The 24,060-nt window shown below is 39.1% G+C and carries 16 protein-coding genes; all 16 read left to right on the forward strand.

What is annotated here, in order from left to right; genetic code table 11:
- Positions 1-278 precede the first annotated feature (278 nt).
- The 16 genes from VEI_RS00005 to VEI_RS00080 all read left to right on the forward strand — a co-directional run bounded on the left by VEI_RS00005 (position 279) and on the right by VEI_RS00080 (position 23,799).
- Entirely contained in the window at positions 279-1,496 is a 1,218-nt protein-coding gene (locus VEI_RS00005) for a putative porin (RefSeq protein ID WP_059360955.1), read from the forward strand.
- Positions 1,497-1,765: 269 nt separating this feature from the next.
- On the forward strand, positions 1,766-3,052 hold the full coding sequence (locus VEI_RS00010; RefSeq protein ID WP_059360957.1) for a putative porin: 1,287 nt from the start codon (positions 1,766-1,768) through the stop codon (positions 3,050-3,052).
- A 271-nt stretch (positions 3,053-3,323) separates the two neighbouring features.
- Positions 3,324-4,640, forward strand: a complete 1,317-nt coding sequence (locus VEI_RS00015) for an S-layer homology domain-containing protein (protein WP_059360959.1) — start codon at positions 3,324-3,326, stop codon at positions 4,638-4,640.
- Positions 4,641-4,686: 46 nt separating this feature from the next.
- Complete coding sequence (locus VEI_RS00020; RefSeq protein ID WP_059360961.1) at positions 4,687-6,018, forward strand: S-layer homology domain-containing protein; 1,332 nt, start codon at positions 4,687-4,689, stop codon at positions 6,016-6,018.
- Between the two features lie 304 nt (positions 6,019-6,322).
- Positions 6,323-7,642 (forward strand): putative porin, encoded by a 1,320-nt coding sequence (locus VEI_RS00025; protein WP_059360963.1) that lies wholly within the window; start codon positions 6,323-6,325, stop codon positions 7,640-7,642.
- 749 nt (positions 7,643-8,391) lie between these two features.
- Complete coding sequence (locus VEI_RS00030) at positions 8,392-9,600, forward strand: tetratricopeptide repeat protein (protein WP_059360965.1); 1,209 nt, start codon at positions 8,392-8,394, stop codon at positions 9,598-9,600.
- 279 nt (positions 9,601-9,879) lie between these two features.
- Entirely contained in the window at positions 9,880-12,108 is a 2,229-nt protein-coding gene (locus tag VEI_RS00035) for an autotransporter outer membrane beta-barrel domain-containing protein (RefSeq protein ID WP_059360967.1), read from the forward strand.
- 305 nt (positions 12,109-12,413) lie between these two features.
- The gene (locus VEI_RS00040) at positions 12,414-13,493 is read left to right on the forward strand and encodes an acyltransferase (protein ID WP_059360969.1); all 1,080 of its coding nucleotides are present in this window, start codon (positions 12,414-12,416) and stop codon (positions 13,491-13,493) included.
- A 159-nt stretch (positions 13,494-13,652) separates the two neighbouring features.
- On the forward strand, positions 13,653-14,867 hold the full coding sequence (locus VEI_RS00045) for a Fic family protein (protein ID WP_059360974.1): 1,215 nt from the start codon (positions 13,653-13,655) through the stop codon (positions 14,865-14,867).
- Positions 14,868-14,969: 102 nt separating this feature from the next.
- Complete coding sequence (locus VEI_RS00050) at positions 14,970-15,560, forward strand: hypothetical protein (protein ID WP_059360976.1); 591 nt, start codon at positions 14,970-14,972, stop codon at positions 15,558-15,560.
- A 339-nt stretch (positions 15,561-15,899) separates the two neighbouring features.
- Entirely contained in the window at positions 15,900-17,042 is a 1,143-nt protein-coding gene (locus VEI_RS00055; protein WP_059360978.1) for a glycoside hydrolase family 3 N-terminal domain-containing protein, read from the forward strand.
- Positions 17,043-17,246: 204 nt separating this feature from the next.
- Positions 17,247-18,284: an AAA family ATPase gene (locus tag VEI_RS00060; protein WP_059360979.1), complete on the forward strand. Its 1,038-nt coding sequence runs from the start codon at positions 17,247-17,249 to the stop codon at positions 18,282-18,284.
- 243 nt (positions 18,285-18,527) lie between these two features.
- Positions 18,528-19,259: a sigma-70 family RNA polymerase sigma factor gene (locus VEI_RS00065; protein ID WP_059360981.1), complete on the forward strand. Its 732-nt coding sequence runs from the start codon at positions 18,528-18,530 to the stop codon at positions 19,257-19,259.
- A 172-nt stretch (positions 19,260-19,431) separates the two neighbouring features.
- Positions 19,432-20,037: a hypothetical protein gene (locus VEI_RS00070; protein WP_005379131.1), complete on the forward strand. Its 606-nt coding sequence runs from the start codon at positions 19,432-19,434 to the stop codon at positions 20,035-20,037.
- A 35-nt stretch (positions 20,038-20,072) separates the two neighbouring features.
- Positions 20,073-21,353 carry a YadA-like family protein gene (locus VEI_RS00075; RefSeq protein WP_059360983.1) on the forward strand — a complete coding sequence of 427 codons (1,281 nt, stop codon included), beginning with the start codon at positions 20,073-20,075 and terminating at the stop codon, positions 21,351-21,353.
- Between the two features lie 286 nt (positions 21,354-21,639).
- The gene (locus tag VEI_RS00080) at positions 21,640-23,799 is read left to right on the forward strand and encodes an S-layer homology domain-containing protein (RefSeq protein WP_059360985.1); all 2,160 of its coding nucleotides are present in this window, start codon (positions 21,640-21,642) and stop codon (positions 23,797-23,799) included.
- The last annotated feature ends 261 nt before the right edge of the window (positions 23,800-24,060 follow it).

Consider the following 24,060-nt stretch of genomic DNA (forward strand, 5'->3'; position numbering starts at 1 on the left):
TGACGGATCGACATGCGCTCCCACGCGCGGCCGGTAGCATTCGCCTTATAGGCGAAAAGAAGAACCACCGGCTAAGCCGGTGGGTAGCTTTTTTTGTATAAAAGTATGAAATATAAATGAATAGTTTATTTTTTTTGTTAAGGTTTATTTAATTATCGTTGTTATACTAAAAGTACATTTAATCGATGAATATAATGCATATGGAAACGTGGACACATATGCATCATGTATCGAGGTAACACTATTGTATGTGTGTAGTTAGTATAAGAGGTGGTTTTATGAAAAAACAATTCGCCGCAATCTTTGCAGCAACAGCAGTATTGGGTGTAACTACAGCTTTCGCAGCTAACCCATTCTCTGATGTAACTCCTGACTCTTGGGCATATCAAGCTGTATCCCAATTGGCAGCAGCTGGTATCGTTAACGGTTATCCAGATGGCACTTTCAAAGGCCAAAACGATATCACTCGTTACGAAATGGCTCAAATGGTAGCTAAAGCTATGGCTAACCAAGACCGTGCTAACGCTGAACAACAAGCTATGATTAACCGTTTGGCTGACGAATTCTCCAACGAATTGAATAACTTGGGCGTTCGTGTAGCTCGTTTGGAAGATCGCGTTGGTAATGTAAAAGTTACTGGTGATGCTCGTCTTCGTTATCAAAAGTTTACAAATAACCAGGTTAATTTTGATGGTCGTGCACGTTTACAATTCAATGCAAAAGTAAATGATCGCACTGATGCAGTTGTTCGTTTGACTACTGACAATTTTGAATTTGGTAATGCTACTAACGAAAACCAATTTAAATTCGACCGTGCGTATGTTAACCACAAATTCGGTGAACGCGTATCCGTTAAAGCTGGTCGTTTTGGCCAAATGTTAGGTGCTGGTTTAGCATTTGATGGTACATTTGATGGTATTCAATTCAATGCTGGTAATGAAAAAGTTAAATTCCAAGCAGCTTATGGCTATATGATGTCTGGAGACTTCCAAAATATGGCTACAAATTTAAATCCAGAACTTGTTGTATTAAACTTGAATGGTAAAGTTGGTAAACACCTTGATGTAGGTGGTTTCTATACTCGTGTTAACGGTGAAGATTTACAAGTATATAAAGTTGTAAAAGGATTATATGGTTTCAATGCTAATGTTAACGTTAATAAAGTTTGGATTGGTGGTGAATGGTTGAAAGCTTCTAAAATCACAGAATCTACAGCTTGGACGGCAGGCGTTGGTTACAGCAATTACGACATTACAAAACAAGGTACTTGGGGTGTAAAAGCTCAATACTTTAACATGAAAAATAATGCTCTAATCTTTGATTCTACTTGGGATCAACCTTACGTTGGGACAGGTTTTAAAGGTTGGTTAGCAACAGCTAATTATGCATTACAAAATAATGTTGGCTTAACTGCTTATTATGGCTTTGATTGGAAAAGTCAGGATGGTGCTAAAGAAGACGATTTATACCGCGTAGACCTTAATTACCAATTTTAATCTATAAGATTACATAATTTAATAAAGCAAATAGAGATGGCGAGACATAGGCTTCGCCATCTTTTTATATGAAAATAGTACATATGAATACATGATGAAATATAAATGAAATATTTATGCTCTTATTAAGGATTATTTAATTCTTACTGTTATACTGAAAATACATTTTACTAATGCGTGAAATGCATATGAGAATATAGAGATATAAGTAATATGTATTTAGGCACTAGTACAGTTGTGTGTGTTATATAGTAGTAAGAGGTTTAATTATGAAAAGACAATTCTCTGTAATGTTTGCGGTCGCTGCCGTGTTGGGTGTAACGACTGCCTTCGGCGCTAATCCATTTTCAGATGTAACGCCAGATTCTTGGGCCTATCAATCTGTATCTCAATTGGCGAGTGCTGGCATCATCAATGGCTATCCAGATGGGACTTTCAAAGGTCAAAAAGAGATTACTCGTTTTGAAATGGCTCAAATGATTGCCAAAGCGATGGCTAATCAAGACCGCGCTAATGCAGAACAACAAGCGATGATTAATCGTTTAGCAGAGGAATTCTCCGACGAATTGCATAACTTGGGTGTTCGTGTAGGTCGTTTAGAGGAACGGGTGGGCAATGTTAAAATAACTGGCGATATGAGATTCCGCTATATTAAGAGTGTAAACGACATTATACCATCTCCAACTATTGGGCATGGAGGCGTTCAAAGTAGATACAGATTTGATTCTCGTGCCCGCATTCTCTTTAATGGCAAGGTAAATGATCGCACAGATGCTGTTGTTCGTTTAACAACTGGTAATTTCGAGCTAGGTGAAACATATAATTCACATTCAATGTTAGGTTTTGGTGAGGATACTACTACTGTAAAATTTGATCGCGCTTATGTAAATCATAAATTTGGTAAACATGTATCTGTGAAAGCCGGCCGTTTTGGTCAAATGTTGGGTAATGGTTTATCCTTTGATGGCGAATTTGATGGCCTTCAATTCAATGCAGGCAATGAAAAAGTTCAACTCCAAGCAGCGTATGGCTATATGGTGTCTGGTGAATTTAGATATATGGTGACAGATATAAATCCAGAACTCGTTGTATTAAACTTGAATGGTAAAGTTGGTAAACACCTTGATCTAGGTGGTTTCTACACTCGTTTTAACGGTGAAGATTATGAAATCAATGAACCTGTTAAAGGATTATATGGTTTCAATGCTAATGTAAATGTCAATAAAGTATGGGTTGGCGGTGAATGGTTGAAAGCCTCTAATATTGAAGAATCTACAGCTTGGACGGCAGGTGTTGGTTATGGTAACTACGACATTGCAAAACAAGGTACTTGGGGGGTAAAAGTTCAACATTTTAATATGAAAAATAATGCTTTGATTATTGATACTACTTGGAATCAACCGTATGGGGCTGGTTTTAAAGGTTGGATGGCAACACTTGATTATGCATTGAAAAACAGAGTTGGAGTATCCGCTTATTATGGTTTCGATTGGAAATATCAAGATTGTGGTTGTGAGCCTAATTTCTATCGTGTAGATCTTAATTACGAGTTCTAATTTGTTATAGTAATATAGCATAAGAAATAAACAAAGATGGCGAAACTCGAGTTTTGCCATCTTTTTTATATATAGACATAATGATGTATATTATTGTAAAAAGTGAAAATAATATGAAAATTTTACAATATTCTTAATGATTATTTATTTCTCATTGCTATACTATAAAAGAATACTGTAGTTGTATACTTTTCATATATGGAAACGAGGATACATATATGATTGATTCAACTATATTTGTGAATATATAGTCTTTTAGAGAGGTATTTTTATGAAATCACAATTTGCTCCTATGTTGGCAGCAGCAGCTGTGTTAGGTGTAACGACTGCCTTCGGTGCTAATCCATTCTCCGATGTAACGCCAGATTCTTGGGCATACCAAGCTGTATCCCAATTGGCAGCGTCTGGTATAGTTAATGGTTATCCAGATGGGACTTTCAAAGGCCAAAAAGAGATTACTCGTTTTGAAATGGCTCAAATGGTTGCAAAGGCGGTGGCTAATCAAGATCGTGCTAATGCAGAACAACAAGCGATGATTAATCGTTTGGCAGACGAATTCTCTAACGAATTGAATAATTTGGGCGTTCGCGTAGGTCGTTTAGAGGACCGCGTTGGCAATGTAAAGGTGACTGGTGATGTGCGACTTCGATATCTTGGCACTAAAGCAATGGGACCAGATTTTATAAGAAGCGACGGGGAATATAGTGAGAAGACACGTTTTGATGCTCGTGCTCGCATTCAATTTAATGCGAAGGTAAATGACCGCACTGATGCGGTTGTACGTGTTGCATCTGATAATTTTGAATTAGGCGCTGCCTATAATCCGAGTGGAGAGTCTATTGGCCTACTTACTGTTGACCGCGTCTATGTAAATCATAAATTTGGCGAACGTGTATCTGTAAAAGCGGGTCGTTTTGATCAAATGATTGGTAATGGTTTGATCCATGATGATAAATTTGATGGGGTTCAACTAAATATTGGCAATGATAAATTCCAATTTCAAGGCGCACATGGGTATCTACTTACAGGGCTTTATGTAAACGTTCCGGCAGAGTATAATCATACGATTTCTTATGCTAGTGTTAAAGGTCAGTTAAATAAACATATCAATGTAGGCGGTTTCTTTACGCGCTTTAACACACAAAAGGTTTTAGATCATAGCCTAAAAAATGTGTATGGTTTTAGCACAGATATGAAATTTAACAAGCTTTGGATTGGTGCGGAAACTGTGAAAGATACGCATGCAAAACATGCATATGCTTGGACGGCTGGTATCGGTTATGGCGATTATGACATTGCTAAACAAGGTACTTGGGACGTAAAGGCTCAATACTTTAACTTTGGTTCGCATATGGGGGCTATCTCCTCTAAATGGAATATTGCTTATGATTCAACACAGTCAGATAATACAGGTCATATCGAGTTCCATGGCTATAAAGGTTGGCTCACAACTGTGAACTATGCATTACAAGATAACTTAGGTTTAAGTGCTTATGCGGGCTTTAAAGGTCGTAATAACCCTGAACAATATGCTAGATATCGTAAATTATCTAACTACTATCGTGTTGAGTTAAATTACCAATTCTAATAATTGTGTGTATAGATTATTCTAGTAAGAATTGAGAGGTTTTAGTATGAAACGACAATTTGCTGTTATATTAGCTTCAACGGCTGTACTAGGTATAACGACTGCCTTCGCAGCAAATCCATTTTCCGACGTAACGCCAGATTCTTGGGCGTATCAAGCCGTATCTCAATTGGCGAGTGCGGGCATTATTAATGGCTATCCAGATGGGACTTTCAAAGGCCAAAAGGATATTACCCGTTTTGAAATGGCTCAAATGATTGCAAAGGCGATGGCTAATCAAGATCGCGCTAATGCAGAACAACAAGCGATGATTAATCGTTTGGCAGACGAATTCTCTAACGAATTGAATAATTTGGGCGTTCGCGTAGGTCGTTTAGAGGACCGCGTTGGCAATGTGAAAGTAACAGGGGATGTACGATTCTTAGTACGTCATTCATCTAAGAAAAATGGTCGTTTAGTCAGTGCAGGTGGTCAATACTATAAACCAACTAAATATGATGTGCGTGGTCGTCTGCAATTTAATGCGAAGGTGAACAATCGCACAGATGTTGTTGCGCGTATTCAATCCTATTCTATGGAATTAGGCGATGCCTTTTCCGACTATGAAACTGAGACTAGACTCGATAGGCTTTATGTGAATCATAAATTTGGTGAACACACATCTGTAAAAGCAGGTCGTTTCAATCAAACAATAGGTAATGGTCTCTTGTATGATGATGCCTTTGATGGTATTCAATTGACCACTGGTAACGATAAGATTCAATTGCAAGTAGCTCATGGTTATGCATCTGCCATAGACAATGAAACTCGTTTTTTACCAGAAAAGGATTTATATAATTATGTAGGTTTAAAAGGGAAATTAAATAAGCATATTGATTTGGGCGGTTTCTATTCTCGCCATAGAAGATTTACAGAGGATTATTATCATTCCTATGGTAACTTGTATGGTGTAAGTACGGATATGAACTTTAATAAAGTTTGGATTGGCGGTGAATTGGTGAAAGCCGTTAATACTGATCATAGTAATGCTTGGACAGCTGGTATTGGTTATGGTCGTTATGACCAAGCTAAAAAAGGTAGCTGGGATGTAAAGGCTCAATACTTTAGCTTTGGTGAAAACTTGGGTGCTTATGGTTCTAAATGGAAATTCCCATATGATGCGAACAACATTCATTATGATATTACTGCAACAACTCCGACTACGAACAGTATATTCCGTGGCTTTAAAGGCTGGTTAGCTACTGTTGATTATGCATTGCAAGACAATGTGGGCATCAGTGCATACTATGGTTTTAAAAATAAAACTAATAGAATCGATGGTTCACTTAATGAATACTTAGCAAACTACTACCGCGTAGAGTTAAATTACCAATTCTAATTCAATAGATTGGCACAACTTAATAAAATGCAAACAGATGGCGAAATAAGATGATAAAATGTATATTTCGTCATCTTTTTTGTTATATTTGCGGTTTTTTAACAGGTGTTGAGGTTACCTTTACAATCCTATGAAAATCCAATGAACTTTTATCTGAAATATAAAATATTTGTTATAGTATGTTATACTTATGTTATATTCTGTAATGGGACGGTTATCACTTATAAGGGGATAGGGAAAATCAGTCTGGTAGCGCCGATTTGCAGATGTGTATAGTTCTTTTTATGGTGAGAGAGGTATAGTTATGAAAAAACAATTTGCCGCTATCTTTGCAGCAACAGCTGTGTTGGGTGTAACAACTGCGTTTGCAGCGAACCCATTTTCCGATGTAACCCCTGATTCTTGGGCCTACCAAGCCGTGTCTCAATTGGCTAGCACTGGCATCATCACTGGCTATCCAGATGGGACTTTCAGAGGCCAAAACGGTATTACTCGTTTCCAAGTAGCGCAAATGGTTGCAAAAGCACTCGTAAACCAAGACCGCGCTAATGCGGAACAACAAGCTCTAATCAACCGCTTGGCTGATGAATTCTCTAATGAATTAAATAACTTGGGCGTTCGCGTAGCTCGTTTAGAGGACCGCGTAGGTAATGTGAAAGTAACAGGCGATATGCGTCTTCGTTATCTTGGTGCTCAACAAAGAGATGGCCATTACGTAAATGCTGTAGGCGATTATAACAGAGGCTCTAAATTCGACGCTCGTGCTCGTTTACAATTCAATGCAAAGGTAAATGATCGCACAGATGCTGTTGTTCGTGTAACAACTGGCAACTTTGAATTCGGTGACGCGACTAATTCCGCAGATGTAACATTCGACCGCGCTTATGTAAATCATAAATTTGGTGAACGAGTATCTGTAAAAGCAGGTCGTTTCGATCAAATGCTTGGAAACGGTTTGATTTACGATGACACATTCGACGGCGTTCAATTCAATGCAGGCAACGACAAGGTTCAATTCCAAGCAGCCTACGGCTATGCAGTGGCAGGAGCTTTTGAGGGCTTAACTAAAAAATCCAACAAAACTTTCACCTATGCAGGCGTTAAAGGTCAACTTAATAAACATGTAAACCTTGGTGGTTTCTATGCCCGTAGAAATGCACACAAATCCGGCAATGATGCCCTCAAAAACATGTATGGCTTCAGCACAGACATGAACTTTGATAAAGTTTGGGTTGGTGGCGAATGGGTGAAAGCTGCTGGCGTTTCTCACGGTTCTGCATGGACTGCTGGCCTTGGCTATGGCAACTACGACCAAGCAAAACGCGGTTCTTGGGACGTAAAAGCACAATACTTCAACTTCGGCCAAAACTTAGGCGCTGCATCCTCCACATGGGACATTGCATACGATACAACTAATACCGCATGGATGGCTACACCAGCTGGTACAATTAGTGCAATGAACTATCAAGGCTTCAAAGGCTGGTTGTTAACTGCTAACTACGCATTACAAAACAATCTTGGCATGACTGCATACTACGGTTTCAACAACAAAACTAATAAAGCTACTGGCGATAACGAAAAACTTTCCAACTACTACCGCCTAGACCTTAACTACCAATTCTAATATGATGATTGGTATCGTTCATAACTAACACAATCCCCTTGATGAGTATCTCGGTACTTATCAAGGGGATTTTAAATTAGAACAGGCCTGTTCTAATTTATGAAACATTATATATGTATTGAGTTCATTTGAATTTGACGATATATATAATTATCTTTATAATATAAGAAGATAGTCGGACGAGTAGATCCGTCAGGCTCATCTCAGTAATTCAAATGCATGATGAAATGGCCTTTCAGTTACCTAGCTATCCTAGGATAACGAAGGGCTATTTGTCTTTTCCAAGACAAATAAGAGCCACAAGTGCACCAAAGGCAATAACAACAGTCATCACCTCTAGAATTATCATGATTAACTCATAATCACTCATAGAGCACCCCTCCCTCCATTAACGAAGAGAGGCCCAACCTCGCTGACTATCTTAAACTAATTATAATGCGAACATATGAGTTGAGCAATAAGCATCTATAAATACAGATATACGAATTAAAGGAAAATAAGGATTTTACATTAGAATAGGCGTGTACTAATTAGTAAGATGAGCCTGATATGGTCTCTCCAGAATTAGAACAGGCCTGTTCTAATTTTTAGGAGATATGTTAAGAGGTCCCTCCAATACTACAGGCGTGTTCTAATTTTCAGATGAGATATTAATAGAACAAGGCCTTACCTCTAGAATTAATATATCTCCTCATGATATATTACAGATAAGTAGTATTCTTACGTTCATATGTATAAGGAGACACTCTATGTTTAGCTTTCAAAGTGAGTTATTATTACGTTTACAGCAACAATTTGTATCTGAACATGAGGCTGAATTCAAATCTATTGAGGCTTTGATAGAAGCATTTATGACTCAATATAATCGTGGTGATTTTAATGATACGATAGAAATGAAATTATGTGATTTATACGAGGCTGCAGAAGAGGCTGATACGACTGAGGAATCAAAGAAATTGTACAATAAGATTCTTGCGTTATGCCCTGACGAAGTAGATGCTAAACGGGAACTTATAGCCCTTGAGTTACATCCAAGTTTTCAACTTCATCAGCTGCAACAACTAGTAGAATCGTTAGAAAAACCTAAGAGAATAGATTGGAATGTGCTAGAGGCCCGTCCTTATATGCGATGCCTCATCGACATGGGGATGATATATTTAGAATACAATATGTATAATGATGCGATTGCATGCTTTACTCCTGTCTTTCACGGGGACAAGCAAGACCATTCAGGATTCCTTGTGTACATGATGGTTACTTGTTGTGGCGCTGCCAATTGGGATCGTGGTCGCAAGGTGTATCAGCGCTATCTCGCATGTTGTGATGATATACAAAATGCATTTAATCAGGCTCCGGATATCATGTTACCGATGCATATGCTGTATATTTTATTGGCTTTACAGTGTGGTGAAAGCAAGGTTGCCCATGATGTATTAGCAGACCTTGTTGATGAATATGAAGATATTGAGTGGTTATTACAAGATGCAACACGGTGGAACGATTTTGTAGAAGACCACTTAGAGACCATTATGTATATGGTACATCAAATGATTAACATAGATTTTGACCCACGGGAATTGATAAGTTTATATACTGCTATCTCATTTTTACCGACTCAATTGGTGATTTTTGAAAGTCCATTATGGCAGATTTTATATGATGCGTATGAACGTGTTACCGGTCGAACTGTTGCGAATCGGTATTCTAATGATAGTTATATAGGAAAACGCGAGTCCGCTCATATGAGTCCCGTAGAGGTTGCTAAAGGCGGGGCTGTGCGTAGCAATCCGGTATATGATAATATACGGTTTGGTGCACAGATTACACTTTCACAAGCTGGCCTATACACAGTAGCTGATTTTAAAACAATTACTAAACAAGAAGTGTTGATGCTACCGGGTATTGGTAAAAAGACTGTGGAACAACTAGAGCATAATGGTGTTATATTTAAAGCCTAAAATGTGACTTGATTTCAATAGCTATCCTAGGATAACGAAGGGCTATTTGTCTTTTCCATAACTAAAACAATCCCCTTGATGAGTATCTCGATACTCTTATCAAGGGGATTTTAAATTAGAACACGCCTGTTCTGATTTTTAGGAGAGGTATTAAAGGGTCCAGGCAATACTACAGGCCTGTACTAATTTTATTTCTCTCATATTTACAAACGACAAATTGTAAATTATAATTTAAGATAATTTACAGTTTATTTATACTATGAGAGTGAGAGGATTTTTATGAGACATGTAAGTAAAGCAAAGCTATCGTTAGCTGTGGCACTGGCGATTGCTGGATTTGTAATGCCTAATATGGTGGTAGATGCGGCTTATACCGCTCCGTATACTGATAATACAGATTTTGTAGCTAACAGTGATGATATGATACGTGTATTCCCAGAATACGATAAAAATATATCTTCTATAGTAGCGAATGGTGGTATGGTTATTATTGAAGATGGATATTCTAATATTGGCTATGGTCATAGTGCATTTGCTACCAGTAAAAATGGTGGAGACATTAAATTGAAAAAAGGTGTATATAATTCTGGTAGAGTGAGTACACCTGTTGCCCTTGCTCAAGGGGGTACAATTAATATAGGTGTTCATGATCATCACGGCGAATTTACGGGTGATAAAATATTCGTTGAAGGCGATGTTATAGTTAAAAATGATCCAAATTATAGCTCAACCATTAATATCGGTATAGATGGTGAGGAATCCAATTGGTCTGGGCTAGCTTTCAATTTAGCTGATGAAAATAGGCGAAACTATAATCATATCAATGTGTTCCTTGGTGAAAGAGGGGATTGGGAGCTATTATATCAAGGTGGCCTTGATGGTACTAACCTTGATAGTAGTACTATGCCTAGCCGTGTACATCGACTCGTTGGTTCTACGAATCGCAATTTTCAAAATATGGTAGAACAAAATGAGCATAATAAACTCTATATTGATAAACTCGAAGGCCATGTGAATTTTATTTATGATCCTAATGATGAATATGCAGATACCGAGGATCCAGAATATACACCGCCAACCACAACATATAATGGTTTAACGGCCGATTCCTTCTGGGGTGGTGACATTCATATAACAAGTGCAGCCCCTAATGCTGGCGCTCATCTATACACTAGCCGCAAAGGATTAGACTTGTCTACTGAGGATAATGTAAACAAGGTTTTAGATAATCTTGCACATAAGGTGTATTACCATAACTATGTGACTGGTGAAAGAAACCTTGAAGGCACAGTAGCCATTGCTTCTGAAGGTGCTGAATCTGGCCGTTTTAAGGTATTAACATCTGGTTATGCTAAAGAAGGTGCTATTACATGGCAAGCGGATCAAAATGGCCAAGGTAAATATGTGTACGGTAATACAACAGTAACACCTGCACCACAACCAACACCGGCGCCACAACCGGTACCAACGCCAACACCAGCACCACAACCGGTACCAACGCCAACACCAGCACCACAACCGGCGCCAACACCGCAACCAGTACCAACGCCAACACCAGCACCGCAACCGGCGCCACAACCAACACCAGCACCGCAACCGGCACCGGCCCAATCAACGGCATATGATACTCCGCATATGCGTGGTGCTCGTTCTGCGATTATGAGCAACATCAACGGCTGGCGCACATTAACAAATACTTATCGTCCTCGTGCATTGCAACAAGGCGCAACAACAGGTATTTGGGCCCATATCGGTGGCGGTCAATATAGCTATGATGCACAAGGTATTGATACGGACACAACCTATACACGCATTCAAGGTGGTTACGACGCTAAAACTGGTAGCGGTTGGACCGTAGGCGGTCAAGTGTCTTACCTTCGTGGCCATGATGATTATGTGTTCAATGGCTCTGGCAAAGAAAAGGCCTTTGCTGTTGGCGTCTATGGTTTGAAAGAACTCGGCCGAGATCAATACATTCAACTTGAATCCCAAGTTGGTCGTGTAACGAATACTTTCACAGCTCGTAATGAAATTGGTGAAAGCCTATCTGGCGAAACGAAGGCTAATGCATACACTATCGGCGCTCGCTATGGTAAAACTGTGAGATTACAAAATGGTGTATACATCGAACCGCAAGCACAATTGAGCTATACTCACTTTGGTGGAGATAGCTTTAATGCAGGCACCATGCATGTAGACCAAGCTGGCGTAAGCAGCACTGCTGGCGGTCTTGGCCTTGAAATTGGTAAGACCTTTGGCTCAGGGAGTATCTATACTCGTGTCGGCGTTAACCATGCCTTCTCTGGCTCGGTAAAAACTACATACACAAGTGGTTCTACTGTGAAATCCACAGAACAAGACCTTAAAGGGACATGGACTGACCTTGCATTCGGTGGCCGTTATGGTATCAACGCTAACAACAGTATCTACGCTGATATTAGCAAAGGTCTATCTGGCGACTATAAAGCAGGATGGTCTGTGAACGCTGGATTTACGCATAAATTCTAAGATATATTTACCTAAAGCAATCTGAGAATATAGTCGATATATAAAATAGCCCCCGAGTACTAATAGCTGTATATATTAGTACTCGGGGGCTTTCATAATGAAAGGCCATTTCATTATGTTTATAATTCTTGAGACACCATATCAACTTCATCCTAGTAATTACTACAGGTCTCTACTAATTCTTAGAAGAGGTATCAAGGGGCTTGTCCCATAGATAGTCATAAATTAATCATTTTGTTGGTATAACGTATATTGTATAAATAGTAATTTAAATTATTTTGAGAGAGTTTATGAGGTTTGAGAACATGAGAGAGCGACAGAGTAATATAGAACTTCTGCGGATTATTGCCATGATTGGCATCGTGATGCATCATTTTTGTGTGCATGGTAGTTTTACCTTTACCCCTGATATAACCGTTAACAAAATATTCCTTCAATTTTTCTCCCTTTTTGGCAAAGCGGGTGTGGCCGCCTTTGTCATCATAACGGGATACTTTATGATTAATGCAAAATTTAAACTGCATAAGTTTGCAAAACTAGTAGGCCAGATTTGGTTTTATAGTTTAGCTATGCTTGGGGTTGCTCTTGTTTTAGGTTTAGATACGGTGACATCAACAAATATCATCAAATCATTATTACCCATTGGTGCTATGAGTTGGTTCGGGCAGAACTTTTTAGTCCTCTATTTGTTAACGCCATTTATCAACCCTATCATACACCGTTTACAGCAGAATTACTTAAGACTGCTTTTATTAATCGGCCTGGTTATTTGGTTCTTAACACCGACCATACTGAATCTATTTCCTCAATTACCACATACGACCTTTGGTTTTAAACATATATTTTCATTTGTCTATTTTTACGCCATCGGTGCTTATATTAGGTTATATGGTGAAAGCATCACCCAAAAGACAGGTGTTATAGTAACTTCCATTGGTTTGGCAGGCTCCACACTAGGGATTATTCTAGTTGATATATTGGCGATGATAAATCCTATATATGTAACACAAACCCTTTATTTTTCGCTGAAGGACTACGGTGTATTCCTGCTCGCTATAGGATTAGGTGCATTTATTCTTTTCTTGAAATCGAACATAGCTTATCGCTCTTGGATTAATACAGTAGCGGCAACGACCTTTGGTATTTACCTAATACATGACAATGGCTTATTTGCTCGTTATATGTGGGACCATATTTTTTATACCTATCAGTATTATGATTCTTTACTATTACCTATATATGCGGTATGTGTAGTAGCAATCGTCTTTGTGGTTGGTATGAGTATAGATTATTTGCGAATTCAATTTCTTGAGAAACCTCTGATGCAACACATTACACCCATACTTGAGCAAGGGCAAGAATGGGTGCAAAGGCATCTAGACTAATCTTGCATTTTTTATACACCATTGATATAATTTTGTAAACTGATGTTCAAAATTCGCTATTTTTGAACATCAAAATAAGAAAATGTGGTATGAAGTACAAAATTGCATTATTTTGAACATCATAGATTATATAGTATAGAGGCAGATAGGAGGGATAGCATGAAATTTGAACCAATGTATAAGATATATTACAGAAAAGGTGAAGATGAATGGAAACGTATACTGGATAATAGACGTTATTCTGAGAGTTCTATTGTTTTACCGATAGCTATTCATGAATATAACCGCCGTCATACTTATACAGCTTTTTTCATGTATCATCCTGAATTAGTGAATTTGCTTCTATCTATCGAACAGAAAAAACATGAATTTGTTAATTTGGCACAACGTGTGCCTCTAGTTATGTTATGGCATGTTATGAATGGCTTTTTATCTAGTGAAATTAAGGCGAGTAATGATATCGAAGGTGTACGCAGTAGTCGGCGTGAAATACAAGATGCCATACATAATATAGATAATAAGAAGTTACGTTTTTCTAGTATTATCACAAAATATAAAACCATTTTAGAGCAGCCTAGGCGTTTTATATATACCAGTAGTTCAGATATTAGGCGATTATATGATGATATTATACGTGATGAGATTTCAAAGAAGAATCAACCTGATGGAGCGATTTTTAGAAAAGATTCTGTAGATATCGTAAATCATCAAGATAAGATAATTCATCGTGGTACATTGCCTGAATCTAGTATTATTCAAGAAATAGATCAAGCTTTAATGATTCTTAATAATGATGATATACAATTACCTATACGTGTTGCGATATTTCATTATTACTTTGGCTACATTCATCCATTTTATGATGGTAATGGCCGTACAAATCGATTTATATCTACAGCTTACTTAGCAAAACATTTTCATCCTCTGATTGCATTACGCTTATCTGCTGTTATTAAAAATAATAAAAAACAATATTATGATGCTTTTAAAATGACAACAGCTGAAATTAACGGTGGGGATATAACGAATTTTGTTATGGAGTTTATATCTATTATTGAGAAAACAATTGATGATGCGATTGCTCTATTAGACAAGCGTATAAAACGTTTAGAAGATGAGCGTATAAAACTGAAAGCATTTTTTGAAAGTCATCAGATCACTGATCAAGTATTACAAAATATATACTTTTTGTTATTAGAGGCTCGTTTATTTTCCTTAGGGGCGGGTATTAGTAAAGCTGAGATTCTAAAAGCTTGTAATAAGAGTAGAGGCACAATTCATAATAGGTTTAAACAAATTCCGAATAAATACCTCGATACGGTAAAACAAGGACGTACTGAGTCTTATATGCTTAAGACGAGTATATTGGATTAGTTTTTATATATGATAAAGTGATATTTCATATTGACCTATTAAAATATGGTATAATAAGTTGTTAAATCGTATACAATCATTTTATACATATGAGGAGGCCTCATGTTACAACGTATGTGTGCAGTTATATTGTTTGTAGTAGCGCTGCTTATATCTGTTATACCTAATGCCGATGCACGTCAAGATATATATGCTTTCACCTATAATGGTAATAATTGGTACGTGGATCGTGATTCCATTGATCGCAGTAAACCGGACGGCTTGCTTCATTTTACGGTGTATACCATGATTGGTTTGCGCTATGATGTGGCGAGCGGTAGCGAATATTATAATGCTGATGTATATTATTATGATCAAAAATTATCTACCGAAGGTGGTCAATTACTATATCGTAACCCTGGAATCTTGGCGGCAGCACGGGTGGCACGTCAACAACCGGATGCGCCTAAACAAGCGCCAAAGGCAGTACCGCAAATAGCGCAAACAGCGCCTCCAGCTACAGTAGTAAAGGCCTTGTCTACGCCGCAAGAGGTGGCTGTACCAAAAAATGGCCCAGTACAAGTTAATACACAGGTGCCAATTACGTTCCCTGTGAAAAAGGTGGCGGCCAAAACGGTGATGACGAATCATAAAACACCGCATCAAGGACAAACTGATCCCCAAGATACTACAGATACAGAGAATCATCAGTAGGTAAAATAAAATCAACTGCAAGTCAAATAGAATTAATTGCAGGTTAAATAGAATCAACTGCAAGTTAGTTGTATGCCAATTGAGAATAGCTTGATTGGATATACAGCTAGCTTGCAGTTTTTTTATAGTTAGAAGGTTGTCGTTCTCAAATTGTATGCATTATTTTTGGCTAGTATACAAAATTTGCAAGTCAGCATTTTAATGAGGCATTAATGAACTATATAGTATATAATAGATTAGAAATATCTGAGAGTTAGGATGGACGATTCTATAACTGGGAGGGGATAGGATCATACTACATCTATATTGAAATTGAGCTTGCAACAGAAAGAGAGAGCGATGAAGCAGTTCGTTAAAAGGTTTATATGTGGTGTATTGCTAGTAACAACGGTGTGTGCTGTGGCCGGATGTTACAAAGATGAAGCAAAGACTGTAGCGGAAGAACGTACACCTACAAGTTTTAGGGCTATAGCTGCAACCAATGCATCGGTCGAGGATAAGGCAGATTTAATGGTGAAAAATATGTCTCGCGAGGACAAAATCGGCCAATTGATTCTCATGGGCCTCGACGGTACCACATTAGATGAGCCTCAAAAAGAAATGATGCGCAAATACCGTGTAGGCGGTATTTTATTAGATAATAATAATATGGAATCCAAGGAACAACTACGGACTTTCACAAAAGGGATTCGAGATAATGCAAATATTGCGAGCCTAGCGCCTCCGTTCATCGCGATTCATCGGGAACGGATGCCTTATCGCCCTAATGTGATGATTCCTTGGGTGGAACCTAACATTATCTCTAAAAAGGGCCTTGATGCGGTGGGTAGCCTCGCGACGCGTACCTCCATTGAGATGCGCGACCTTGGATTTAATCTAAATTTAGGGCCCATGGTAAATACACATTCCTTCTATTCCTATACACAGGATCTCGACCGGGCCGCACAGATTGGCGAATTGATTACGAAGCGATATGCGGCGAATCAAGTGTTCACGGCGTACCAATTTTTCCCAGGTGGGGCCGATTTTACGGTGCCTGGCATGCGAGTCGATGTATCGAAGGACGCACTGATGGACGATGATACGCGCGTTTTTGTGCAGCTGATCCAATCTACGGCACAGGAGCGACCTATGATTATGGTGAATTCTGTGAAAGTCACCTCTATGGATGCAAAAAATCCCGTTAGTTTGTCTAAACCGATTATCACCGATTGGCTGCGCGGTGAATTGGGCTTTACTGGCGTAGTTTTATCCGATGATATCGAAGTCGGTGCGGCCATTACCGGCATCGCCGTAGGTGATTATGCGGTACGTACCATCAAGGCTGGTGGCGATATGGTAGCCGTGTGTAAACACTCGAATCATATCAAGGAAATTCATACCGCCTTAACACAAGCCGTAGAAGATGGCACTATTACAGAAGCAGAACTCAATGCTGCGGTGCGGCGTATCATGATTATGAAATTTACCAACAATCAATAAAACTCTTTTCTCTTTTGGATATGTATCCCCTTTACTGCTTGTTCAGTGAAAGGGGGACATATCATTTGAGGAGAGAGTTTTTTTATGTGTAAATGATGAATTTATTATATATTTGTTAAAATACATAAAATATATTTTATAGATTATTTAGATTATGATATAATAGGTTCCTAAGGACTGAATTTAAGGGAGGTGAGATCTTATATGAAGTGTGTAAACCATGAGGCGGTAATTGATTCTATCATGGAACAATACGAGAAGGCCTGTATGGATATGAGTGTTGTATACGGGCCTTATAGCGTAGGAAAAACCTATATTGCAAAGGAACTGCAAAACCGATTAACATCGAATCATGTGATTTACTTGCTAGGGCGACTAGCGAACGAATCCGTTCATATTCGATCCATTGAGAGAGGATTGGATATGCCATCTGGGTCATTTCGCACCCTAGAGGAGGCTTTGCGTAGAGTATTTCAAATGAGCGTTGATAAACATATGATGTTTATTATTGACGATTACCCGGCTCTAGTAGATACGGCACCACAGGTGCCTATCCTATTACGGGAATTGATGGAAACCTATCGGGACTATGGCAAGATGTTTGTACTCCTCATGGGAACCCATGTGGACGAATTAAAAGGGCGAATCTTGGGCGAATCTAGCTTGATTGCCCCATATATTCATAGTCACTTTAAGGTAGAACCTTTCACCCTTGATGATGTGAGAGCATTAGGGTGGAACTATACCGATGAAGATCTTGCGAAACTATACCATGTAACAGGAGGTATGCCAGGCAATCTAGTGCATATCGACCCTACTGCATCCGTAGATGATAATATTGTGCGTCTATTCTTTAGACCAGAAGGCGCCCTATATATGGAACCGCAACGACTACTCATGCGTTATATTCGTAACGCTGGGGCAGCCAATGCCATTTTATATGCACTAGTACAGCTAGATAAACCATTCTATACAGAGTTGTGCCATGCTAGCGAACTGAAAAGTGGTACCTTTGCGACCCGTATGGCCGACTTGTTAGACATGGCCATTATAGGCCGTCTCCAAGGGGGCAGCCGAGGTCCATTGCGCTATTCGGACTATCACTTTGTGAATACCATGTTCCAATTTTGGTTTGAATACGTATTCCCTTACATGGAGGACATTCATTGTGGGGATGGGCAGCATGTCTACGATACCATGGTGAAACCAGTATTCGCTAAGAATCTATCATTGGTGTACTAACTAAGTCTGGATTATCCTGTTGAAAGCTGTATATTAGCGCTAACAAAGATCATATAATCTGCGAAACAAGTAAATTCATATAATTGGCGTACTTCATTGAAAATGCGTTGAAATTTTATACAAATACATATTCGAAAACAAAAATTCCGCTGTAAATCTATGCATTTTTAGCGGAATTTCTTATTTGTCTAAATACTCACTTGGGTGTATATTTCAATTGAGCCTAGGCAGAAAGGAACGAATATGAATATGAAACATGTGGTATGTCCCCAAAAGGTATTACAAGCGGTGACAGACCTTAGTTTAGTACGCGTCTGCCAAGAACACCGCGTATCTGTGCTCAGCACAGAACGGGCGGTGTGGCCCATCGAGGAACTCACCATCGATGCAGCACAAGTCGAACTATGCCGTCGCTATCGGCCACTCATTATCAGCTATGCGAACCGATATAGCACCGAAGCACTGACGGACGATGTTGAATCATTTCTGTGGATCATCTTTATCGAAGCCATTTACAGCTTTCATACATCAGGTAAGGTACCCTTTTCAGGGTATGTGAAAGCCGCCATTCGCTACGGTTATCTGAACTTTTACAAGCGGTCCGTTCAGCAATGGAAATGGGAATTGACCTTGCCGCCCTGCACGGGTGACGATGTATCTGAGCTGGCGATGGACCAATTTCCCGATGATGTAGATATCGAGCGAGACATCGTTGGCACCTCCAATGAGGACGAATTGCGCACTCGTCTGTGGACTGCATTTCAAAAACTACCGGTAGAACAACAAGAATTATTGTATGCCTTATATAAGGATGGTAAAAGCTGTGTCTCTATTGGTTGTGAATCGCACCAGTCGAGGCAGGCTGTGCAACAACGCCATCAAAAGGCCATCGACCAATTGCGATATTACATGATGGTGGCAGACAACAAAGAATCGGATATCCAAGATATGCAAAATATGCATAGTTATAAGTGACTTTAAAAAATCTAAAATATTTTTTAATTTATATATTTACAGCTTGTAATTATAGGTATACAATTAACTCATAAGTGCTGCTAAAGCACATTTATATAACACGTGTTATTTATACAATTTTACAAGAGGAATTCCTTAGTTTTATTACTCATTAATCTTAAGAAAGGTTATAATGATGCATAATACAGCGTATCAAACGGTAAGTAATAAAGAATCAATTTCTTGTAATCCAAATGCGATATATGGCGATGTAGCTCACCATATATGTTGCTTAATTCCAGTTTACATAGATGGTGGTGACTGCACTGCATGTTACTATGTAGATGGTCGGCGTGATATCATTCACAAATCCATTAAAACGGTATTGCGAGAGATAGCACGACACGAGGGTGTTCTAGCAAACGGCATTCAATCAACAAGACGGTCAAAGCCCATGTATACGGATCCACGAACGTTAGGTCCTAACATGACATTTGCTTGTCTTAAAGCACGGAAACCAATTGCGCGCGATGTGGTGTATGGTTTATTCAATGTTATCATTCCATTTCAATACCACATTGAGCCAGGACCAGAACCACATACAACGTATATCATCATAGGAGACTTTGATCCTATACTCGTATTTCATTCCCCTGACCACGTGCAACGTAAATTGCGTGACGCTTTGTTAGAACATCTAGACTATACAAAACGGATACTCGCGAAACTGAGTACCTGTGGCAATCCCTACGTAGTGGCTGAAATTTATGGCGCATCGAGAACGCTAGCGGGAGTATAGCAACACATTGTTAGAGAGTATGGGAGGGTCGTAAAATGAATTACGCAACAAAATTAGGTATCGTAGCAATGGTTAGTATGCTCGGTATATCTTCAAATGGCTTGGTGCAAGCCGCCGATACACCTATCGTTTCAACTGGTGGTGCAGCCTATAATATCGGCATACCAGGAAATTCTAACTTTACTAATTCGGACAATGTATCCCTTGGTGGACAAGCGGGTACTAGTAATGGCAATCCATATCAAAACCCTAACGATCCTAATGCAAAGGGCAATAATATCGCCATTGGCCGGATATCGTTGAATGGATCCAGTGGTGGTGCCAATGTTGCACTAGGTTCAAAGACCTTTTTAAATGGTAAGGGCGATTATAATTTCCTCGGTAATTTTGCCGCTGGATTTAATTCGACTATATCCAATACGATTGCCATCGGCTCCTTCGCTGGTTCTGGTGCGACTGGTAATAAAAACGTATGGCTTGGCACAGGCCAAGCTGGTGGCAGTAAAGGTAACAATACGGTGTTGATTGGGTCTAATTCAACAGTGGATGGCAACTTTAACTATGGCATAGGTCATAATGCAGAGTTAAAGGGTGAAAGCAATGCTGTTGTTGGTGCCTATAATCATGTGACGGCTAATAATACCTATGTCTTAGGTGATCACGTAGATACGACTTTGAATAATGCAGTTGTGCTTGGTAGTAATTCCACTGCTGAAAGTAGTGATGTGGTGAGCACCCCAAGTTACACCTATGCAGGTGGTACCGTTAACTTTGCTGGTACAACACCAGTATCTACAGTCTCTGTAGGTGCTACAGGTCAAGAACGTACCATCACTCATGTGGCAGCTGGCCGTGTTAGTGCAGATTCTACGGATGCCATCAATGGTTCCCAACTATACGGTGCAAACCAACAAATCGATAATCTATACAATACAATTAGCAATATTGGAAAAGAAGCTAATAAAGGCGATGCTCGTGCTGCGGCACTAGCTGCATTACATCCAATGCAATTTGATCCAGATAATCGAGTACAAGTAATGGGTGGTATCGGACACTATAAAGATGCGAATGCTCTTGCCCTAGGTGTTGGTTATTATCCAAAGGAAAACTTGCTCCTTACTGCAGGTGCTACCGTTAATAACCATATCATGGCAAACCTTGGCGTATCCTATAAATTTGGTGAAAGCAAAATGGTGCAAAAAATCTCTCCTGCTTCCTATAATGCTCTCGAACAACGGGTTGATACATTAGAGGCTCAAAATAAGAAATTACAAGAAACAGTAGATATGCTGGTAGAAAAATTAAATAATAGATAATATTGAGATGCTTAAATAGCTGTATAGTGTAAACAGATTTTTCATAAAAACCTCAATACATAAGCGGATAGTTAATCCTTTGTGATTAGCTATCCGCTTTTTGGTTTATTTAATAATCCTGTAAATATATTAAATTTTATCGTATAATTCTAATTTTTTGCACTTAATTATAAATAAACTGTTTACAAATATTTAAAATGTGTTAATATATTCATGTAATCATCATGAAGAAATGATGAGTTTTGAGAGTGGACTTATTGTTTTGTTATATAGGGGATAGAAGAACATGAACAATCGTAAACGCATTTTAACACTATTGATCAATGGTGTATTGTTATCTAGCTTATGTGTGGCTAGTGCAGCTGATACAACAACTGGGGCTGGTAATGGTATTGCCTACGGTACAGGTAGTACTGCAAATAACACCTTAGATGTTGCCTTGGGTAATAAAGCTAATGTAGAAAATTACGTTGGTCAAAATGGTAGCATCGCTATCGGGGCAAATTCTCATGTAGAAAACATGGCAGGTGGTGCAGAAGCAGCTGTAGGTATGGGTCAAACATCATATTCTGGCAACTGGTTCTCTTCGGCTCGTGTACCTGCAGATCCATCTAAAGTAGTAGGTTCTATTGCGATTGGTAATAACACATATGCTCGTACAGGTAGTACTATGATTGGTTCTCATAATTATCGTGGAGCCATTGGTGATACGACGATAGATACAGATAATAATGGTACGCGTGGTGCAAATTTAAATGTATATGCAACAACTGTTGGTGCGAATAGCTTTAGTAATGGGGCTTTCACCACTAATACTGGTACTTACAATATCATTAGTTCCTCTTACACAGGAGGTCGTTTCTCAACACCTACTCAAAACTTCGGTGCTACCGTAAATGGTGCTTTCAACAGCATTGAATCTACAACAAGTAGCTCTACAGCCGGCGTAGGAACAGCTATTACTGGTGTTGCAAACCGTGTGGCTAATTCCAACGGCGCTCTTGTATATGGAGCGGGTAATGAAATTACTAATTCTACTGCTTCTTTCACCACTCCAGGAGAGGGTGCTACCTCTGCCAAGGATTTTGCAGATAAATTAAGAAATGCCGTAACATCCTCTAATGGTGCTGGAGCTACAATGGCGTTTGGTGGCGGTAACAAAGCAGACTATACACTACGTACATCTATGATTGGTGTAAACAACACTGTAACCGGCGTACGTGGTAACCAAAGTAAAGATAATTTGGCTATCGGTGTGGGTAATACAGGTACTAAGGTACAGCATATGACTGTTATCGGTTCTAAAAATACAGTATCCGATGCAACTAATATCCTTGTTCTCGGTGATAATCGTACTGTAACGAGTGCAAACAACACAGTTATCTTAGGCTCTAGCGATAATGGCACAACAACGACTGTAAACGATGCAGTGGCTGTAGGTCACAATACAGAAGTAACCGTAGTAGGTGGTGCTGCTATTGGTAGTGGCTCTAAAGCAATTGTTGCAGCTGGTGCAGTAGGTTATGATGTCCTCACCAATGCGCCATCCACCGAAACATCTTCTACTTGGGTGTCTACAGCATCTGCTGTATCCGTTGGTGATGTAGATAATAATGTAACACGTCAAATTACATCTGTTGCTGCTGGTACAAATGATACTGATGCGGTAAATGTGGCTCAACTTAAATTGTTGCGTAACAATGTAGGCGGCGATATTACGAATATCCAAAACAATATTATAAATATTAATGGCAATATAGCTCGCTTGGACAAACGCGTAAATCGTGGTGTTGCTGGTGCAGCGGCATTGGCGGCCCTTCATCCGCTCGACTTTGATCCAGATGCTAAATGGGACTTTGCTGCAGGCTATGGTCATTACCACAATGGTAATGCTGCTGCACTTGGTGCATTCTATCGACCTAACGAGGATGTGCAATTGAGCGTAGGTTCTACATTGGGTAATGGGGAAACTGTTGTGAATGCCGGCCTTTCTGTGAAAGTGGGTGCTCATAGCAATGTATCTCGTTCTCGCGTAGCCATCGGTAAAGAAGTGTTAGAACTTAAGAAAACAGTAGCTCTTCAAAATGCACAAATCCAAAAATTAACAGCCCTCTTAAATGATGTAGCAGGTACTCGCATGAAAGCAGACCACACTACATTATTCCCAGATGTGGCTAGCAACCACTGGGCATACGAAGCAGTAAGTGATCTATCTCGCCGTGGCTTGGTAGAAGGATACCCAGATGGCACATTCGGTGGCGATCGCTTATTAACACGCTACGAATTTGCTCAAATCGTATATCGTGCCCTTCAAAATGGCGTACAAGTGGATGAACAACTGGTAACAGAATTCAGCCCTGAAATGGCATTGTTCCGCGTTGATACAGTAGCAAGAAACAACCAAGGTCAACCGACAATTGAACGTGTTAGAGTGAATAAAAAATAGTTGATTTTATACAGCATATATAATCGTATTTATATATGGCTCATAGCAAAATAATATAAGACCCGTAAACAATAGCGGCTAGTACATCGCATATGATGTGCTAGCCGCTATTTGTCGTATAAATAAATTTAGTATAAAAAAGTAAGTCACATTCATATAAATTCATAATATTTTCATAAAACGATGTCGAAAATATTGAAAATATGAATGTAATATGATATTTTTATTCATGTATGCATAAAAGTAGACTATTATTGTCTA

The sequence above is a fragment of the Veillonella tobetsuensis genome, from assembly GCF_001078375.1.
Taxonomy (GTDB): Bacteria; Bacillota; Negativicutes; order Veillonellales; family Veillonellaceae; genus Veillonella; species Veillonella tobetsuensis.

Excerpts from the sequence above, each read along its gene's own strand:
- VEI_RS00065 (WP_059360981.1), top strand. The coding sequence starts at position 18,528 with ATGAATATGAAACATGTGGTATGTCCCCAAAAGGTATTACAAGCGGTG.
- VEI_RS00030 (WP_059360965.1), top strand. The coding sequence starts at position 8,392 with ATGTTTAGCTTTCAAAGTGAGTTATTATTACGTTTACAGCAACAATTT.
- VEI_RS00070 (WP_005379131.1), top strand. The coding sequence starts at position 19,432 with ATGATGCATAATACAGCGTATCAAACGGTAAGTAATAAAGAATCAATT.
- VEI_RS00055 (WP_059360978.1), top strand. The coding sequence starts at position 15,900 with ATGAAGCAGTTCGTTAAAAGGTTTATATGTGGTGTATTGCTAGTAACA.
- VEI_RS00035 (WP_059360967.1), top strand. The coding sequence starts at position 9,880 with ATGAGACATGTAAGTAAAGCAAAGCTATCGTTAGCTGTGGCACTGGCG.
- VEI_RS00005 (WP_059360955.1), top strand. The coding sequence starts at position 279 with ATGAAAAAACAATTCGCCGCAATCTTTGCAGCAACAGCAGTATTGGGT.
- VEI_RS00040 (WP_059360969.1), top strand. The coding sequence starts at position 12,414 with ATGAGAGAGCGACAGAGTAATATAGAACTTCTGCGGATTATTGCCATG.
- VEI_RS00015 (WP_059360959.1), top strand. The coding sequence starts at position 3,324 with ATGAAATCACAATTTGCTCCTATGTTGGCAGCAGCAGCTGTGTTAGGT.
- VEI_RS00075 (WP_059360983.1), top strand. The coding sequence starts at position 20,073 with ATGAATTACGCAACAAAATTAGGTATCGTAGCAATGGTTAGTATGCTC.
- VEI_RS00045 (WP_059360974.1), top strand. The coding sequence starts at position 13,653 with ATGAAATTTGAACCAATGTATAAGATATATTACAGAAAAGGTGAAGAT.
- VEI_RS00025 (WP_059360963.1), top strand. The coding sequence starts at position 6,323 with ATGAAAAAACAATTTGCCGCTATCTTTGCAGCAACAGCTGTGTTGGGT.
- VEI_RS00080 (WP_059360985.1), top strand. The coding sequence starts at position 21,640 with ATGAACAATCGTAAACGCATTTTAACACTATTGATCAATGGTGTATTG.
- VEI_RS00050 (WP_059360976.1), top strand. The coding sequence starts at position 14,970 with ATGTTACAACGTATGTGTGCAGTTATATTGTTTGTAGTAGCGCTGCTT.
- VEI_RS00010 (WP_059360957.1), top strand. The coding sequence starts at position 1,766 with ATGAAAAGACAATTCTCTGTAATGTTTGCGGTCGCTGCCGTGTTGGGT.
- VEI_RS00060 (WP_059360979.1), top strand. The coding sequence starts at position 17,247 with ATGAAGTGTGTAAACCATGAGGCGGTAATTGATTCTATCATGGAACAA.
- VEI_RS00020 (WP_059360961.1), top strand. The coding sequence starts at position 4,687 with ATGAAACGACAATTTGCTGTTATATTAGCTTCAACGGCTGTACTAGGT.